Raw genomic sequence first — 16,196 nt, 5'->3', positions numbered from 1 at the left:
ATGGCTCCACAGGCAGGATTCGAACCTGCGACCGATCGGTTAACAGCCGATAGCTCTACCACTGAGCTACTGTGGAATAATGAGACAAGACTTATTATATCAGCCTTAATTTGCAGTGTCAAGAGGTAAATGTTTTTATTTATCTCTCGTGACGACTTTTATAATGTAACATAGGCTTGCCATATTCGTCAACCTTTTTCACGAAAAAATTCTTTTTATTTTTCCGCGGCATTTTCCGCATCTGTATCTGTCAGGGTTCATGGCGCGCTTCTTTATATACTGTTGGCCGCAGGCCGTACAGATATACATATAAGTTTTTTTGTTTTCCTCTTTTTTCTTAAGGGGTGTACAGAACCTCGGCGCGTTGACCTGCTGCAATAGCATTCTAAAATCTCTGTCTCTGTGCTTGTACCCTTTTCCTTCAAGGTGGAGATGATAATGGCAGAGCTCGTGCTTGATGATGCCGATCAGCTCCTCCCTGCCGTGTTCAATCAGATATTTTCTGTTCAATTCAATGTTATGAGAGGTTAACAGGTACCTTCCGCCCGTGGTTTTAAGCCTGTCATTAAAAAGCGCCTGATGGCGGAACGGCTTTTTAAAATATGTTTTAGAAATATCCTCTGTCAGCTTTTGAAGCTCTATATTATCCATGGTGCACCTCACTTAAAAAACATTGAACGGGACAATTCACCGTTCGCATACAATATGGTAATCACCGTCCCTCTTATGATAAAAGCTGAGGAGGAATGAGCCTATGCCAAATTGGCTTAAAAAGCAGATGCAAAAAGCGTTCCTTGAAAAAGATAATTACCAAATTAAACTGCTGAATCAATGCTGGTATTTCTATAGGAAAAAACACTGCTCGTAAGCAGTGCTTTTATTTTACCATAGACAGCGATACTCTGCCTTTTTGTACATCTACGCCGTCAACCCAAACTGTCACGATATCGCCCACAGATACGACATCAAGAGGATGCTTGACGAATTGATTGCTCAGTTTTGAGATATGCACAAGCCCGTCTTGTTTGACTCCGATATCAACAAACGCTCCGAAGTCCACTACATTGCGCACGGTGCCCTGCAGTTCCATTCCCTCTTTCAAATCTTCCAGCTGAAGGACGTCTGTTTTCAGCAAAGGCTTAGGCACCTCATCGCGCGGATCGCGTTCCGGCCTTGTCAGCTGTTCACAAATGTCTTTCAGAGTGATTTCGCCGATTCCCAGCTCTTTTGCCGTTTCAGAAAGCGCCAGCTGATTGATTTTGTCCTTCAATTCCGCCGTGCCGATATGTTCTGTTGAAAGTCCGAGTTTTTTCAAAAGCGCTTTTGTTTCTTTATAGCTTTCCGGGTGGATGCCTGTTCTATCCAAAGGCTCTGTCCCTTCCTGCACTCTTAAGAAACCGATACATTGCTCATAGGTTTTCGCACCGAGCCTTGGGATGTCCTTCAGTTCCTTTCGATTTGAAAACTTTCCGATTTCCTCACGTTTTTTGACAACGTTGCCTGCTACAGACTTCGATAATCCAGCTACATATTGAAGCAGCGCGGCGGAGGCTGTGTTGACGTTTACTCCCACCTGGTTTACGACAGTTTCGACGACAAACCGCAGAGATTCATTTAAGCGTTTTTGGCTGACGTCATGCTGATACTGTCCGACACCAACAGACTTCGGATCGATCTTAACGAGCTCCGCGAGCGGGTCTTGAAGTCTTCGCGCAATAGACACGGCACTGCGCTCTTCAACCTTAAGGTCAGGGAATTCTTCTCTGGCAAGCTCTGAAGCCGAATAGACGCTTGCTCCCGCTTCATTGACGATCACATAATAAATTTTGCGCGGCATGTCTTTGAGTACATTGACGATGAATTGCTCTGTTTCTCTGGATGCTGTGCCGTTTCCGATCGCCACCATCTCGACTTGATACTGCTCAAGAATCTTTTTCACTTTTTCATGGGCTTCTTTTGTTTTGTTGACTGGCGCATGCGGATAGATCACATCAATTTTCAAGACTTTTCCGGTCTCATCTGACACAGCGAGCTTACAGCCAGTTCGAAAGGCTGGGTCAACACCGAGAACGGTTTTGCCTTTCATTGGCGGCTGCAAAAGAAGCTTTCTCAAGTTCTCTGAGAAAATATGAATCGCCTGTTCATCAGCTTTTTCTGAGAGCTCTTTCCTGATTTCACGCTCGATTGCCGGCTGGATCAGCCTTTTATAGCTGTCTTCAATTGTCTCCTGCAAAATCTCTCTTACGGATGTTGAGCGATTTTTGATGATTTGTTTTTCTAAATACGCCTTAATGTGATCCGCAGGCGGTTCAATCGCTACCTTTAAAATGTCTTCTTTTTCGCCGCGGTTCATTGCCAGCACCCTATGCGGAACAACTTTTGCAATTGGCTCTTCATACTCGTAATACATTTCATACACATTTTTCTCATCGGTGTCTGCCGACTTTCCGGCTGCAGACTTAATGGTTCCTCTTTTGAAGGTTTCCTGGCGAATCCACTTTCTGAAGGTCGGCTCGTCTGAGATTTGTTCCGCAATAATGTGCTTGGCGCCTTCAATCGCTTCTTCTCGTGTGAACACTTCTTTTTCTTCGCTGATGTATTGGTCTGCAGTTGCTGCCAGACGATCATCTTGGGGAAGTGTCAGGATATAGTCGGCAAGCGGCTCAAGGCCTTTGCTTTTGGCGACTGTCGCCTTTGTTTTACGCTTTTGCTTATAAGGGCGGTAAAGGTCTTCCACTTCCTGAAGCTTCACCGATTGCTCGATTTTACGTTTTAGATCATCTGTCAGTTTATCCTGCTCTGCAATCAGCCTGATGACTTCTTCTTTTCGCTGATTCAGGTTTTGTATGTATTGCCAGCGTTCAGAAATCGTCTGAATCTGAACCTCATCCATTGAACCCGTCTGCTCTTTTCGATACCGGGCAATAAACGGGACTGTATTGCCGTCCTCAAGCAGGCGGATGACACTTTCAACGTGTTTTTGTGATAAACCTATTTCTTTCGCAATTTGCTGTTTTAAAAGGGCTGACGTTTCCATGTAACCAAAGCCTCCAATTTTGTCGTTCTTTCTCTAGTGTATCAAAAACCGAAAAAAACACATAAAAAAAAGAAGCCGGTATTCCAGCTTCTTCTTGTTCTTATTCTCTTAGGACAGCTGTCCAAGAATATAGGTCAGGTCATCTTTTCTCGATGTCGTATACATTTTCAGCGAATTCGATATTTCTTCTACCGATTGGCCTTTTTTCAAATGGGAGCGGATATCAGGTACGTTGAGTCCATCTGTATGTATAATGAACTTTGAACCCTTTTCATAGGTGGCGGTGTGCGTTTTGTATTTTTGCGGCTTGCCTGATAAATAGCCCGAAATCGGCAGAGGATAAAAGCTTTCACCAGACGGGGAATGCAGAATAAACCGTACATTTCCGACAGAGCAGTACGTAAACTGCCTTTGCTCAAAATTGATTTTCAGGATAGATGCTGTAGCGCCTCTTTTGTTTTTCATCGCCTGATTACAGCGTTCGATAATGCTTTCTACGTCTTCATTCGCATAGTTTTCCACTAAGTCTTTGATGGCTGCAGAGGATTCGTTAGCAAGTGATCCACTTCCCAGTCCGTCAGCAACCGCGCAAATTAACTCCTTATCATCAGCTTTCATAAAAAAGCTGTCACCGCAAATTGATTTCCCTTCTTTATTCAGTTGATATACTAGAGTTTGAATATGCTCGTTTTCTTCAACCTGGATCATTACATTAACTCCATCGAGGGATCTTCAATCAAGGCCTCTCTGAGCTTCTTCACAGCTTTGCGTTGCAAGCGCGAGACGTGCATTTGAGATATACCGAGAATGTCCCCAGTTTCTTTTTGGCTTTTGTTTTGAATATACGTAAGGTCTATGATTTGTTTTTCACGATCTGAAAGGACATGAAGCACGCTTTGCAGCATCAATTGCTGGTTGACCCGCTCATATCCGTCCTCCTGTGATCCGACGATATCAAGAATCGTGACGGTGCTTCCGTCCGAATCCGCTTCAATGCTGTGGTCAACGGATAAAGCTTGATAGCTTTTGCCCATTTCCATCGTTTCAAGAACCTCTTCTTCAGAAACATCGAGGAATTCGGCAATCTCTTCGACTTTCGGCGATCTTTGTGTTTCAGTGGTCAGCTGATCAACCGCCATTTTGATTCTTGGACCCAGTTCTTTAATTCGTCTCGGCACATGAACGCTCCATGTTTTATCTCTGAGGAAACGTTTAATTTCACCGATGATTGTCGGAATTGCAAAAGCTTCAAACGATTTGCCGACAACAGGATCGTATCGCTTAATCGCGCCTAGAAGCCCGATCATGCCGACCTGGCGGAGATCCTCGTGGAAGCTTTTGCCTTTTGAGTATTTTTTCGCAAGCATGTCAACCAGATTTGTATACACCCGCACAAGCGTTTCCTGCGCCTGTTCATCTTGCTTTGTTTGGTAATCGCTTATGAGCCGATCGACTTCATCTTTAGTTAGTTTCGTAGTTTTTGATGGTTGTGTCATGATCAACTCGCTCCCCATTTAAATACTTTGTCATCGCTACGGTGACGCCGGAGTGGTTTTGCACTCTGACTTCATCCATGAGCGTTTCCATTAAATATAGACCGAGCCCTCCTTCTGATAATTGATCAACTGTGTGCGAAGGTGTGTACGGCCCTAGATCCTGCTGCTTTTGATCAAAGTCAAAGCTGTCTCCTTCATCCGCCACAATAATCTCTAAACGGTCTTCAAACACACCGAATCGTATTGACACTTCCCCAGTTTTATCTTCTTTGTAAGCGTGCTGAACCGCATTTGTGCACGCTTCACTGACTGCGATTTTCAAATCTTCAATTTCATCGTACGTATAGCCCATTCTGCTTGCGACCCCTGATAGCGTCAGTCTTATAATTCCAACATATTCAGGTTGGGCCGGCACTTTCATTTCGATGTAATCAACATTATTCTTCATTGCACTCCACCTTCTGACTTTGCAGAAATATCAATGATGTCCTTCAAGCCTGTAATGTCAAACAGTCGGATCAGCCGGTCAGAAAGATTTTCAAGTTTCAGCGAACCGCCTTGTTTTTTCACCATTTTAAAGGTCCCTACAAAAACGCCCAATCCGGTACTGTCCATGTAGCTGACATCTTTCAGGCAAATTCTTAAGTCAGCTCCTTGTTCTGCCAGAGGAACGAGCTTCTCTCTGAGCACCGGGGCTGAGTAGACATCAATTTCTCCTGCAATGTTTACTTGTATATCATTCTCGTTTTGCTTCACATCAACATTTATATTCATTCGTATCACCTCAAATTTTCCTTCAAATCACTAATCACTAGTTGCTTTATACCCTCGTCTGGCAGACGTTAAACCTTTCTCCGCAAAACAATTAACGTAAAATCATCGTGAAGCTGAAAATCCTGCAATTTGAGGAGGCTGTCATAAATGTTTTTGACCATTTCCTGCGCGGAGGAACACATATGTTCCTCAATGAGCTTCTGCAGATCAGGACGCTCCAAGAAACCGTTTTCCGTTCTGCATTCTGTGACGCCATCAGAAAATAAAACAATCATATCGCCCTTTTCCAGATGCTGATCGAATTGTTTGTAGTCATAGTCCTGCGAGATGCCGAGAACGAGTCCTTTGGCCTCTAAATCGTAAAACGTGTTGTCTTTTTGAGAATAATAGAATCCCGGTTCATGTCCCGCTGAAGCATATGTAAATTGATGCTTGTCCATATTGTAATTCGCATAAAACATCGTAATAAACATACTGGCATCAACGTTTTGTTCAACAACACGATTCAAATTTTTCAGCACTTGAGAAGGGTGTATGCCCGTTTCCGGCAAAGAGTCCATCGCGTATTTAATCATGGACATGCATAAAGCCGCTGGAATGCCTTTTCCGATCACGTCCGCGATTGCGATATTGATGGATTCCTTGTCTTTGACAAAGTGGTAGTAATCACCGCTCATCTGTTTAGCGGGAACACTGATGGCGCCGATATCCAGCGCTTCCTCCTGAGGAACTTTAGTTCCGAGCAGCGTCTGCTGGACATTTGCCGCGATTTCAATTTCTGATTTGATTTCCTGCTGTATCCCTCTAAGGGTTTGATGCTCCTGATAAGCCATTCCATAGCCAATCATGACTTCTATTAAAAAATCCAGCGAATGAAACACATCTTCCGGGAGACTTGGATACAGCTCCTTCAGCACTTTTCTGTGAATGCTGATGATTTCTTCCGGAGGAATTTGGTGCTCGATTGTTTTTCGGCTGAATTTTTGGGCTTGATATAAAGATGTTTCTGTTAATTCGGCTATATATCGACTAAGCAGCTGATGATACCGCTGCTCAATAACCTCCCTAAAATCCACGTTCTTACCTCCTACCGAAGCCATTTGATGGCTTGTATCTCTGTTCCTTCCCCCGCTACGGAATTTAAGCTGAATTCATCCATCAGCCTTTTGACCCCGGGAAGTCCCGCACCAAGTCCTCCAGACGTTGAAAACCCGTCTTCCATGACTTTTCGGATATCAGGAATTCCCGGCCCTTGGTCTTCCGCTATAATTTTCAGGCCTTTTTTTCCTCTGTCTGCGACCTGTTCAATTCCAATCTGCCCTTTGCCGGCATATAAATAAATATTCCTGGCTAATTCTGAAATAGCCGTTGTAATTCTAGCCTGGTCTACCGTGCCGAAACCCAGTTCTTTCGCAACGTTTCGTCCCAACTGTCTGGCGGCCACAATATCCCATTCTGTCATGATTCTTACACAGGATTGGTCGTTCATTCGCTATTCCCCCAATTCCCGCTTCAATGTCTCAAGCCCCTGCTCTAAGTCGAGCGCAGTTTCGATTTCCTCAAGTGCGATTCCAAGTTCAATCAGCGTCACTGCCACAGCAGGCTGAATGCCGGTCAAGACGACTTTAGCCCCCATTAACTTAGACATTGTAATGACGTCGCCCAGCACTTTCGCGATAAATGAATCAATCATATCCACAGATGTCAGGTCAATGACGACTCCGTTAGCACCTGTTTCGTATATTTTATTTAATAAGTCTTCTTGAAAGGTTAATGCTGTTTGGTCATCAAGTTCCCACTGAATGGACACTAATAAGCAATTATACAGTTTCAAGATCGGGATTTTCGGATGTCTCAAAATGTTATTCCCCCAATGAAACGATTTTTCGATCCGTCATTTCCAATGCTGTTTGAATTCCTTTTTGCAGGGTATTCTTAGTTATAACTTGGGATAAATCAATCCCCAAATTGACGATGGTTTGAGCAATTTCCGGGCGGATTCCGGCCAGCAGGCATTTTGCTCCGACAAGCCTTACTGCTTCTGATGCCTGAATAATATGATGGGCAACCATCGTATCGACGACAGGGACACCTGTAATGTCAATCAGCACGACTTGGGAACGGTGTTTGACAACGCCATTAAGAAGATTTTCCATAATTCGTTTCGCGCGTTCAGTATCAATTGTTCCGACAAGAGGCATCACAGTGATATTTTCAAACACCGGGATAAGCGGCGCAGACAGCTCTTGCAGCGCGATTTTTTGCAGGGATACTGTTTTTTCCCATGAGATTGAGTATTGATTAAAAATTTCTGTGTTAATCGGGCTGAAAAAGCGATCAATCTGCCAGATTAATTCCGTGCTCTCTTGATCTGGCAATCTCTTATCATTCATTTTCGTGTAGAGACGCTTCCAGAATTCAGCAAGTGCAGTAGCCAAAAACTTCATAGACAGTCCGATTTGGACCGCTCGAAGCGCCAGTTCGCTGATTTGGCTTTCAGCAGCGTTTTCGTCCTTAACAGACAGCAGCAGAATGTCGATATATTCTTTAGATATATTTTCATACACTTGGTCAGTCAGCTGATAGGATTCTTGCTCGCTTAATTCTTTTAGTGTGTCAGTCCACAGTTGGAGCAGTTCATTTTGATTTTCGGCAATGAACTGGTATACAGTCTGATTCGACATCAAATTCGCTTACCTCCCAATAAAAAACAACATATTTTTTCGTTATTTCACTATTATATCGTTTATGTTTTTTGAAAACAAAAAAAGTTGCTCTATTTGAGCAACCTGCAAATATGTCTAAAAATCAATGAGTGCCAAACTGATTTGTAAGGCTTCATCAACCTTATCCATCATTTCATCATCCAGATGAGTAATCTTATCCGTTAACCTTTGCTTGTCAATCGTCCGAATTTGCTCCAGCAAAATAACGGAATCTCTTTCAAAACCGTAGCGTTTTGCATCGATTTCGACGTGGGTTGGTAATTTCGCTTTCTGTATTTGTGCTGTTATGGCTGCAACAATAGCAGTTGGGCTGAAGCGATTTCCGATGTCATTTTGGATCACTAAAACCGGGCGCACCCCGCCTTGCTCTGAGCCAACAACAGGAGATAAATCAGCAAAATAAACATCGCCGCGTTTCACAATCAAATGATTATCCTCCGCTGACTAAGCGCTCAACTGTCGTTTCAGCCTCGCACTCCGCAAAGTGAGCCTCAGAAGAAATATTCAGGTTGATTTTCGCCATTTCCATATAGCCGCGTCTCATCAAATCACGGTTGTGACGAGTTGTTCGTTCGCTGACATACGCTCTCACTGCTTGTGATATCAGTTCGTTTCTGCTTCGTTTCTCCCGCATCGCTACACCATCCAATTCAGCTACTAGGTTTTCGGGCAAGCTGATTTTCATTTCGGTTCTTGCGCTGGATTCAGACAAAAAACATACACCTCCACCAAACTTACGGATACGACTCTTTTATCCATCCAGTGATAATGATACCATTATTCACTCTTCAAGCAAAGCTGTTTTATGAATTCTCCATTTAGGTAAGTTAATTGCTTGTATTTACCTGCAATAAAGGATTTCTTACTTCCATTATACTCCCATTTTCCAAAAACATACGGGGAACACGGGAACTTATTGTACAGGCCACCTCATAGTTAATGGTTTCGAGCCTTCCTGCAATCTCATCCATGGAAATATATTCATCCCCCTGCCGGCCTATTAATGTGACTTTTGTGCCCGGCGGATATTCCTGATCCAGCTCCACCATAAATTGGTCCATGCAAATTCTGCCGGCAATTTTCAAGCGTTTTCCCTTCACAAGGATGTCAGTCCCTTTCAATTGTCGGAGCCAGCCGTCCGCATAGCCTACAGGCACCGTCCCGATCCATGTGTCTTTTTCTGCTGTGTACTCGGCTCCGTAGCTGACGCTCTCGCCTTTTCTGATCAGTTTGACATGTGACAGCGTCGAATGCAGGGTAAATGCCGGACGCAGCTGAAACGGTATCTCGTCCGAAATGTCAGCAGACGGGCGAAGGCCATACATGCCGATGCCGAATCTGACTGCATTAAAAAAGCCTTTTTTCAGCCGGAGTCCGGCGGCGCTGTTCGCGCAGTGGACCATCAGATTCTTTAACGGCAGCGGAGCAATCAGCTCTTTAAAACGCTCAAACTGCATTAAGAAATAGCCTCTTTCTTTTTCATCCGCTGTCGCAAAATGGGTAAATACCCCTTTGCACTTTAAACGAGGGTTGCGGTCAAGAATGGCCATCACGTTCTGAACTTCTTCCTCTGTTTTTACACCAAGCCTGTTCATCCCCGTATCGACCTTCAGATGAAAATGAAGAGAACCTTTTTTCGTGTGGCGGGCTGCCTCCTGAAGCCATTCAACAGAATAACCCGTTAAGGTCACGTCATACTCGGCAGCGATTGCCACATACTCCGGGGGAACCGCGCCAAGCACCAATATAGGTGCCTTCAAGCCCTTTTTGCGCAGTGAAATCGCTTCATCCAAAATGGCCACCGCCAAGCATGAAGCACCTGCGTCAAGAGCAGCCTTTGCTGTTTCTGCATCACCATGCCCGTAGGCGTTTGCTTTCACAACTGCCATCAGGTGGACATGTTCACCGATATGTTTTTTCATATTGCTGACATTTTCCTTTATCGCGGACAAGTCAATTTCCGCCCACGTATCTCTGTAAAAAGGTTTTGTGCTCATTACGACACTTCCTAGCTTTTATTCAATATCATTTACATATCATACTAAAATTAAAGGCTAAAGGGAAACGATGTCTAACGAAAAAAAGGCCAAATCATGTTTGGCCTTTGGCGGTTATTTCGATGATTGTCCCTGCATGCTTTTCGCTACTGTCACCATTTCCTCTTTAGAAAGATCTTTAGAAGAGAGAAGGTAATCTACGCCGTCATATGTCCATGATAATGATGCATCCGACAGGGCGCCGATGGTGTAGCCGAGATTTACCGGTTCGCCGTTCAGCGTAACGGAGGAGGAAGCCTTGGCAATCTGGGCTTTTTCCTGAATTAACGTAAATGATTTTTCTCCTCCGTACGTCATGATGATGCGCTTCCCGTCTTCAGTAGATATATCTTTTTCTTCAAGCAGCTTGACGCCAAGCGGCAGTTCCAGCGGCGTTTTGACCGCAAATGTATCGGAAGGCTTCGCGCTTGTGGCGACATCCATTTGAGAAAGGGTCATATTTTTCTTTTCATCAAATGATTCTTTATCAAATTGTTTATTAAATTCAAAGCTGCTGAATTCTACTTTGACCATCACTTTCCGGTCGGTATCCATCACTTTGACAGATGACGGGCTCATATCTTTTTTGTTAAATGTGATTTCTTGCGTCGGCAGCATTTTGTTATGCTGATAGTTTGTTTTTGTTTCGAATACGTATTTCTTTTCTTTCGCTGTGAAAACTGCATCCGAATCGTTTTGAACATCCTTTACGAGCGATTCAAACAGATAAACCTGGCTGCTGTTGTTTGGCCAATCGCTTTGAAATCTGAAGCTCTTATTTAAAGACGGCGTGAGAACGAATACTCCGTTTTCATTTCGTAAAATGACTTGATTTTGGTCCTTTTTCGGATTTTCTAAATAAACCCTGTACAGAGACGGCTTTTTGTGCCAGATTTCCACATTGTATACTTGAGGCTCACTCCCTGTCTCGATGGTCATTTTCGCTTTTGCTTTGTACGAGGTGTATTCTTTCGCCTTTTCATCTAACCCGGCCACAATATCTTGCTGTGTTTTTTGCCCGCAGGCAGAAAGAATAAGAACAGCAAGCAGTCCCGTTAAAAGCAAAACAAAGCTTTTTCTCACCTTTTTCAACCCCTTTTTCTCAATTGATGTAAAAGGAAGAAATCGCTTGTTTGACTTTAACGGTACGCTCGGTACACGTTTAGGCAGAACAGATGCGTACCATAAAAGCCTCAAACAACTTGTCTCCCTTAATGCACTATCAAATATATGAGTGGGGTTTCCCTAATATGCAGACTAGCTTGACAACCTTTCAATCACAACCTGCGCGGCAGCGTATTCTTTTGTATGAGTGATCGATACGTGAACGGCAGCCTGGCTCAGTTTCGTGCAAATGATATAGGGCTTGCCATTTTGGTCTTTCCTAATTTCAATGTCCTGAAAGCTGAGCTGCCTCCCAATGCCGGTGCCAAATGCTTTCGAGAAAGCTTCTTTTGCCGCGAATCTGCCCGCGAGAAATTCGATTTTTCTTTTCTCAGAAAGCTCATGGTATTGGTCAAGCTCGCTTCGCGTCAAAATCCGCTCGGCAAACCTTTTCTGGCGTCCAGCCATAGAGGCGATCCGTTTAAGCTCGGTAATGTCCAGCCCAATGCCGTAAATCATGTATGATAACCTCCTTTGCGTACGTACTATTTAAATGGTTTGTCTCATAAACGTGTTACTATAGATATACCAAAATGAAGAAAAGGGGCTCGGAATGTTTATACGGACTGAAAATTTTCAAACGTTTATCAGGCTTTACCCCGTTGTCACCTTTATATTGGCTTTGCAAGCTGTTCTCTGGCTGTTTTTTTCACTTCCTGCCCATTCAGTCGTGTTATGGAGGGATACCGTCACAGGCTATAATCTAGGTGTCGCAAACGGTGAATGGTGGCGGCTGATCACACCAATTTTGCTGCACGCCGGTTTCACACATCTGCTGTTTAATTCCATGTCCATCTTTTTATTTGCCCCGGCTTTGGAACGCATGCTGGGAAAAGCGCGTTTCCTTCTTGTATACGCCGGCTCCGGCATCATCGGCAATATCGGCACTTATATTACAGAGCCGCTTGATTACGTGCATGTCGGTGCTTCAGGCGCAATTTTCGGGCTATTCGGCGTGTACCTGTTTATGGTTCTTTTTCGCAATGAGCTAATAGGGCAGGAGCATTCCAAAATGATCATCACACTGCTCGCATTTGCCGTTCTCATGTCGTTTATCAACTCCAATATTAACATGATGGCCCATCTGTTTGGACTATGCGGCGGGCTTCTTCTTTCGTTTTTATGCGTGCAAAAAAAAGAGCGGCGGTATTAACCGTCGCTTCAGATTGTTGACAAAATCCTAAAATGGTTTTCATTTTAGGATTTTGTCATCTTTTCAGCGTGATTGAAAACCCTTGAAGTCTAGGAAGGACGAGCATAGGAGCGGAGCGAATGTTCTCATTCGTGAGCACCGAAGCGCAGTCCTGACAACGAATGCGAGGGTTTGCCGACACGCTGGAGCGGCGGTATTAACCGTCCGCTTTTTCATATGAGTACCAGTTTAAAATGAAGGCTGCATCCTCTTCACCTACATCCCTCACCGTTAATTCTTCCATATGGCTCGATGATTTCACCGAAGTAGAAATGGTATACAAGCGGCCTTTCTTTTGGAAATAGGATTGGCTGAACTTGCAGACCTGCATTCGTTTTTTCAGTACAATGGCGGTTGTTCTGCCTATAAATCTAGACGTCAGCTGAAGACGGTCCCCGTTGATCGTCCATGCAGCCTCTTTATACGCGAGATAGCCGAAGAGCAACTCTATCGGCAGCAGGATGGCTGACAGATAGCCCCATGGCTGAAAGAAGATACATAACGGAATGATCAAAAAGAGTGAAAAAATGACAGAACGGAACAAATAGCGTTTCAACGCGCGCCGCGGCAGGCGGCGGCAGTTTTCTTCCAGCGTATATTCCGGCGTAAATGTTCGGAGCATGTGCGGAAGCTTTTTTTTATGAATCATTGGAAAGAGAATGGTCAAAGCGCCTTCTTCTTTTTCCCGGTCGCCGCCTCCTGCGCTGACGATGGACACCGTTACAAAGCCGAAAAGCTGGCGAATGATATTTTCTTTGATTTTAATGGCTTGTATTTTTCGCAATGGAATCGTGACTTGATGTTTTTCAATAATTCCCCTTGAAATCACAAGTTCCTGCTCTTTTTTTATGATTTGAAAGTTCGCGTATCTAAACATCATGCCCGCGATGCTGAAAATCCAGGCGATAAATAAACCGATAAAAATCAGTACCGCGTAAATACCGATGCTGGCGTGCTGAAGGAAGGAAAATTTATCAAATAACCAATCCATTGGCAGCACTTCATCAAGCTGGGAAATAAGTGCAAATACAGCGGAGATAATGACTCCGATTCCGCCGGAGGTAGAAGCGGCCATGAGCAATTCTTTCGCGTTCATGCGATAGTGCTCTTGCACCTCAACGGCCGGAACCAACTCCTCTTCAGCTTCAAGCCGTTCTTCATCAAGTTCATTTTCTCGTCTTTGCGCTTTTTTCTTAAAGACAGCTTCTTTGATGCGTTCCGCTTCTTCAACAGAAATAGCAGAAAGAACGGCTTCTGCCTCCTTGCCTCCGCCTGCTGTTTCAATTTGCAGCTTCACAAGCTTAAAGATTTGCTGGACAAGGCCCGCACTCGTATTCATTGTTTGAATCCGATCAATCGATATGTATCGCTTTTTCGTAACAAATAAGCCTTCTTCGATTCTAAATTCATCATCTTCAATTCGATAGGTAAACCTTCTCCATTTGATAATGCTTGCCGCTACAAGCCAGATGAACAGCACACCGAGCGCAATGGCTCCGTAAAAACGGACAGTATGGTTTGAATTGACAATATACACAAAAAAGAATGGCAGAATGATATTTTTTATCGTTTGAATAATGGTATGGCATAAATTCAAAATGACTGCTGCCGGGTGCAGGCGTTTCGGTTCAGACATCATCGTCAGTCACCCTCGCCAGACGGGAAATGGAGTCTCTCAGCCGATCCGCTTCCTCCATCTCTAAAGCGGGGATCGAATGAACGGTCGCGGCCGTGGAAATTTTCACCGTTGCCAGGTTGTATTTTTTTAATAATGGCCCTTGTGACGTATCGACGTGCTGAACTCTGACCATCGGAACAATCACACGTGTCACCACAAAAATACCTGACTGAATATCTATTTCATGTTCATGGACTTCATATCGCCACACCTTATGACGGACCTTCGGAATGATAAAGACCGTCACAATCGATCCCAGCAGCCAAACTGCGCCGAGCACGCCGCTGATCCAGTACGGCCAATGAAAATAATAGCTTAACACTGCAACTGCAATGACAATAAGCAAGCAAACAGCGGATATGATGATCTCTTGAAGTCGCCAAACCTTTAATCCGTCTGGACTGATTTGGTTTTTTGGCTGCTCTCTCAAAAATACCTACCTCCCTTTTTTTCGTCGTTACTTATACGTCTCTTTTACAGAAAGGTTTCATTCTTAAGCATACAGAGAAAAATGGCTTCCGTCAGCTGAAAGTTTGCTGAATAACAAATCGCGAACATAAAAAAACCCAAAACATCATGTTTTGGGCTCTGAATCGATCAAATTAGTAAGATTTTTTCTGGCGTCTGTCACCTGAAGAACGGCGATCGTTTGAACGCTTTTTGTCATAGGAAGAACGGTTGTTGCTTTTCCCTTTTCCGCCGCGGTAGCCGCCGCCTTGACCGTCTCTGCGTTTAGAAGAGCGCTGGTTCTTGTAGCGTTTGCTGACCATCGGCGCTTCGTCTGTTAAGCGAACCGGTGTGTCGTCTGGCTCTTTTGTAGCCATTTTGATAGCCGCCGCAACCACTGTTACTGCATCATGATCTTCAAGCAGCTCAGCTGCCGCTGTCATGTAGAAGTTCAGGTTGTTTTCACTGATTGTTGTGCGAAGACGTTCAACAGTAACCTGCTGCTGGCCTTCTAACGCTTCATCAAGTGTAGGCTCCTTCATGCGGTCCATTTTGCGTTTTGTTGTTTGTTCAATTGCGCGAAGCATGCTTTTCTCACGCGGTGTAATGAACGTCATCGCCATACCTGTTTTTCCTGCACGGCCCGTTCTTCCGATACGGTGAACGTAGCTTTCAGGATCTTGAGGCACGTCGAAGTTGTATACGTGTGTAACACCTGAGATATCAAGTCCGCGAGCTGCAACATCAGTTGCGACTAGAACTTCGATTGCGCCTTCTTTAAATTTACGAAGCGCAACCATACGTTTCGCCTGCGTTAAGTCACCGTGAATACCTTCAGCTGCATATCCGCGAAGGTTCAGGGCTTCAGCCAGTTCATCGACACGGCGTTTTGTACGTCCGAATACGATCGCAAGCTCAGGAGACTGAATGTCAAGAAGACGAGTCAGTGTATCGAATTTTTTGCGTTCTTGCACTTCCAAATAGAACTGCTGAATGTTAGAAACCGTCATTTCTTTCGCTTTTACTTTTACGTGTTCCGGCTCAGTCATGAAGCGCTCTGCAATGCGTTTGATCGGCGCAGGCATTGTGGCAGAGAACAGAAGTGTCTGATGCTCGCTTGGCACGTTTGAAAGGATAGATTCAATATCGTCAATGAATCCCATGTTCAGCATTTCATCCGCTTCATCCATTACAACGGTATTTACGTTGTTTAAACGAATTGTGCGGCGGTTGATGTGGTCAAGAAGACGGCCAGGTGTTCCGACAATAATATTCGGATTCTTCTTTAACGCCCGGATTTGCCGTCCAATATCCTGTCCGCCGTAAATAGGAAGAACCTTCGCACGTTTATCTTGTCCGATTTTATACAATTCTTCAGATACTTGAATGGCTAATTCACGGGTTGGCGCGATTACGATTGCTTGAATATTAGGAGACTCGGGGTTAATTTTTTCAACAAGGGGTATACCAAACGCAGCTGTTTTACCTGTACCTGTTTGCGCTTGTCCAATGACGTCTTTATTTGAAAGTCCGAGCGGTATCGTTTGTGCCTGAATCGGTGTTGCTTCTTCAAATCCCATACGATTAATTGCTTTCATGAGATCAGAACTTAAATTAAAATCTTGAAACGTTATAGTCAAATTATT

Annotated in this window: 20 protein-coding genes and 1 tRNA gene; 2 read left to right on the top strand and 19 right to left on the bottom strand. The window is 44.2% G+C overall.

What is annotated here, in order from left to right; all coding sequences use genetic code 11:
• Position 1: 1 nt before the first annotated feature.
• Both NX903_RS02135 and NX903_RS02130 read right to left on the bottom strand, forming a co-directional pair.
• Positions 2–76, bottom strand: a tRNA-Asn gene (locus tag NX903_RS02135).
• Between the two features lie 122 nt (positions 77–198).
• On the bottom strand, positions 199–651 hold the full coding sequence (locus NX903_RS02130; protein ID WP_085186788.1) for a SprT family protein: 453 nt from the start codon (positions 649–651) through the stop codon (positions 199–201).
• Positions 652–754: 103 nt separating this feature from the next.
• Here NX903_RS02130 and cmpA point away from each other — a divergent pair, with 103 nt between their 5' ends.
• A complete protein-coding gene (gene cmpA / locus NX903_RS02125; protein ID WP_003225207.1) occupies positions 755–868 on the top strand; it encodes a cortex morphogenetic protein CmpA in 114 nt (37 codons plus the stop codon).
• Between the two features lie 9 nt (positions 869–877).
• Here the strand turns inward: cmpA and NX903_RS02120 are convergent, their stop codons facing one another.
• The 14 genes from NX903_RS02120 to acpS form a co-directional block, all read right to left on the bottom strand.
• The gene (locus tag NX903_RS02120) at positions 878–3,037 is read right to left on the bottom strand and encodes a Tex family protein (RefSeq protein ID WP_024572530.1); all 2,160 of its coding nucleotides are present in this window, start codon (positions 3,035–3,037) and stop codon (positions 878–880) included.
• 108 nt (positions 3,038–3,145) lie between these two features.
• Entirely contained in the window at positions 3,146–3,745 is a 600-nt protein-coding gene (gene rsbX, locus NX903_RS02115; RefSeq protein ID WP_003234303.1) for a phosphoserine phosphatase RsbX, read from the bottom strand.
• Positions 3,745–4,533: an RNA polymerase sigma factor SigB gene (gene sigB / locus NX903_RS02110; protein ID WP_003246715.1), complete on the bottom strand. Its 789-nt coding sequence runs from the start codon at positions 4,531–4,533 to the stop codon at positions 3,745–3,747. Before sigB ends, rsbX begins: the two co-directional genes overlap by 1 nt.
• Positions 4,499–4,981 carry an anti-sigma B factor RsbW gene (rsbW, locus tag NX903_RS02105; protein WP_021481702.1) on the bottom strand — a complete coding sequence of 161 codons (483 nt, stop codon included), beginning with the start codon at positions 4,979–4,981 and terminating at the stop codon, positions 4,499–4,501. Before rsbW ends, sigB begins: the two co-directional genes overlap by 35 nt.
• Positions 4,978–5,307: an anti-sigma factor antagonist RsbV gene (gene rsbV, locus NX903_RS02100; protein WP_014475877.1), complete on the bottom strand. Its 330-nt coding sequence runs from the start codon at positions 5,305–5,307 to the stop codon at positions 4,978–4,980. The genes rsbW and rsbV overlap by 4 nt, the downstream gene beginning before the upstream one ends.
• Positions 5,308–5,375: 68 nt before the next feature.
• Positions 5,376–6,383 (bottom strand): phosphoserine phosphatase RsbU, encoded by a 1,008-nt coding sequence (gene rsbU, locus NX903_RS02095; protein WP_003234295.1) that lies wholly within the window; start codon positions 6,381–6,383, stop codon positions 5,376–5,378.
• A gap of 11 nt (positions 6,384–6,394) precedes the next feature.
• Positions 6,395–6,796 (bottom strand): serine/threonine-protein kinase RsbT, encoded by a 402-nt coding sequence (rsbT, locus tag NX903_RS02090; protein ID WP_003246640.1) that lies wholly within the window; start codon positions 6,794–6,796, stop codon positions 6,395–6,397.
• A gap of 3 nt (positions 6,797–6,799) precedes the next feature.
• Positions 6,800–7,165 (bottom strand): RsbT antagonist protein RsbS, encoded by a 366-nt coding sequence (gene rsbS / locus NX903_RS02085; protein ID WP_003225190.1) that lies wholly within the window; start codon positions 7,163–7,165, stop codon positions 6,800–6,802.
• A gap of 4 nt (positions 7,166–7,169) precedes the next feature.
• The gene (gene rsbRA / locus NX903_RS02080; protein ID WP_009966610.1) at positions 7,170–7,994 is read right to left on the bottom strand and encodes an RsbT co-antagonist protein RsbRA; all 825 of its coding nucleotides are present in this window, start codon (positions 7,992–7,994) and stop codon (positions 7,170–7,172) included.
• A gap of 114 nt (positions 7,995–8,108) precedes the next feature.
• Positions 8,109–8,459 carry a type II toxin-antitoxin system endoribonuclease NdoA gene (gene ndoA, locus NX903_RS02075; protein ID WP_003156187.1) on the bottom strand — a complete coding sequence of 117 codons (351 nt, stop codon included), beginning with the start codon at positions 8,457–8,459 and terminating at the stop codon, positions 8,109–8,111.
• A 4-nt stretch (positions 8,460–8,463) separates the two neighbouring features.
• A complete protein-coding gene (gene endB, locus NX903_RS02070; protein WP_003225183.1) occupies positions 8,464–8,745 on the bottom strand; it encodes a type II toxin-antitoxin system antitoxin EndoAI in 282 nt (93 codons plus the stop codon).
• A gap of 115 nt (positions 8,746–8,860) precedes the next feature.
• Entirely contained in the window at positions 8,861–10,030 is a 1,170-nt protein-coding gene (gene alr, locus NX903_RS02065; protein WP_017697002.1) for an alanine racemase, read from the bottom strand.
• A 114-nt stretch (positions 10,031–10,144) separates the two neighbouring features.
• On the bottom strand, positions 10,145–11,161 hold the full coding sequence (locus NX903_RS02060; protein WP_003234282.1) for a LolA family protein: 1,017 nt from the start codon (positions 11,159–11,161) through the stop codon (positions 10,145–10,147).
• A 165-nt stretch (positions 11,162–11,326) separates the two neighbouring features.
• Positions 11,327–11,692, bottom strand: coding sequence for a holo-ACP synthase (gene acpS, locus NX903_RS02055; protein WP_014475874.1), 366 nt, complete (start codon positions 11,690–11,692; stop codon positions 11,327–11,329).
• 94 nt (positions 11,693–11,786) lie between these two features.
• On the opposite strand from acpS, the gene NX903_RS02050 reads away from it, so the two are divergent.
• Positions 11,787–12,386: a rhomboid family intramembrane serine protease gene (locus tag NX903_RS02050; protein ID WP_042977090.1), complete on the top strand. Its 600-nt coding sequence runs from the start codon at positions 11,787–11,789 to the stop codon at positions 12,384–12,386.
• 196 nt (positions 12,387–12,582) lie between these two features.
• On the opposite strand, the gene NX903_RS02045 is transcribed toward NX903_RS02050, so the two are convergent.
• The 3 genes from NX903_RS02045 to cshA all read right to left on the bottom strand — a co-directional run bounded on the left by NX903_RS02045 (position 12,583) and on the right by cshA (position 16,190).
• A complete protein-coding gene (locus NX903_RS02045; RefSeq protein ID WP_017697005.1) occupies positions 12,583–14,064 on the bottom strand; it encodes a PH domain-containing protein in 1,482 nt (493 codons plus the stop codon).
• Positions 14,054–14,533, bottom strand: a complete 480-nt coding sequence (locus NX903_RS02040) for a PH domain-containing protein (protein WP_003234318.1) — start codon at positions 14,531–14,533, stop codon at positions 14,054–14,056. The genes NX903_RS02045 and NX903_RS02040 overlap by 11 nt, the downstream gene beginning before the upstream one ends.
• Positions 14,534–14,705: 172 nt before the next feature.
• Positions 14,706–16,190, bottom strand: coding sequence for a degradosome RNA helicase CshA (gene cshA, locus NX903_RS02035; RefSeq protein ID WP_003246685.1), 1,485 nt, complete (start codon positions 16,188–16,190; stop codon positions 14,706–14,708).
• Positions 16,191–16,196: the final 6 nt, after the last annotated feature.

It is taken from the genome of Bacillus sp. FSL R5-0576 (genome assembly GCF_038004765.1).
Taxonomy (GTDB): Bacteria; Bacillota; Bacilli; order Bacillales; family Bacillaceae; genus Bacillus; species Bacillus subtilis.
The sequence above is the reverse complement of the archived record's forward strand: the minus strand, read 5'-3'. Positions and strand labels throughout refer to the sequence as shown.

Bases quoted from the DNA above. Each gene is read 5' to 3' on its own strand.
- NX903_RS02130 (WP_085186788.1), bottom strand. From the start codon at position 651: ATGGATAATATAGAGCTTCAAAAGCTGACAGAGGATATTTCTAAAACA.
- cmpA (WP_003225207.1), top strand. From the start codon at position 755: ATGCCAAATTGGCTTAAAAAGCAGATGCAAAAAGCGTTCCTTGAAAAA.
- NX903_RS02120 (WP_024572530.1), bottom strand. From the start codon at position 3,037: ATGGAAACGTCAGCCCTTTTAAAACAGCAAATTGCGAAAGAAATAGGT.
- rsbX (WP_003234303.1), bottom strand. From the start codon at position 3,745: ATGATCCAGGTTGAAGAAAACGAGCATATTCAAACTCTAGTATATCAA.
- sigB (WP_003246715.1), bottom strand. From the start codon at position 4,533: ATGACACAACCATCAAAAACTACGAAACTAACTAAAGATGAAGTCGAT.
- rsbW (WP_021481702.1), bottom strand. From the start codon at position 4,981: ATGAAGAATAATGTTGATTACATCGAAATGAAAGTGCCGGCCCAACCT.
- rsbV (WP_014475877.1), bottom strand. From the start codon at position 5,307: ATGAATATAAATGTTGATGTGAAGCAAAACGAGAATGATATACAAGTA.
- rsbT (WP_003246640.1), bottom strand. From the start codon at position 6,796: ATGAACGACCAATCCTGTGTAAGAATCATGACAGAATGGGATATTGTG.
- alr (WP_017697002.1), bottom strand. From the start codon at position 10,030: ATGAGCACAAAACCTTTTTACAGAGATACGTGGGCGGAAATTGACTTG.
- acpS (WP_014475874.1), bottom strand. From the start codon at position 11,692: ATGATTTACGGCATTGGGCTGGACATTACCGAGCTTAAACGGATCGCC.
- NX903_RS02050 (WP_042977090.1), top strand. From the start codon at position 11,787: ATGTTTATACGGACTGAAAATTTTCAAACGTTTATCAGGCTTTACCCC.
- NX903_RS02045 (WP_017697005.1), bottom strand. From the start codon at position 14,064: ATGATGTCTGAACCGAAACGCCTGCACCCGGCAGCAGTCATTTTGAAT.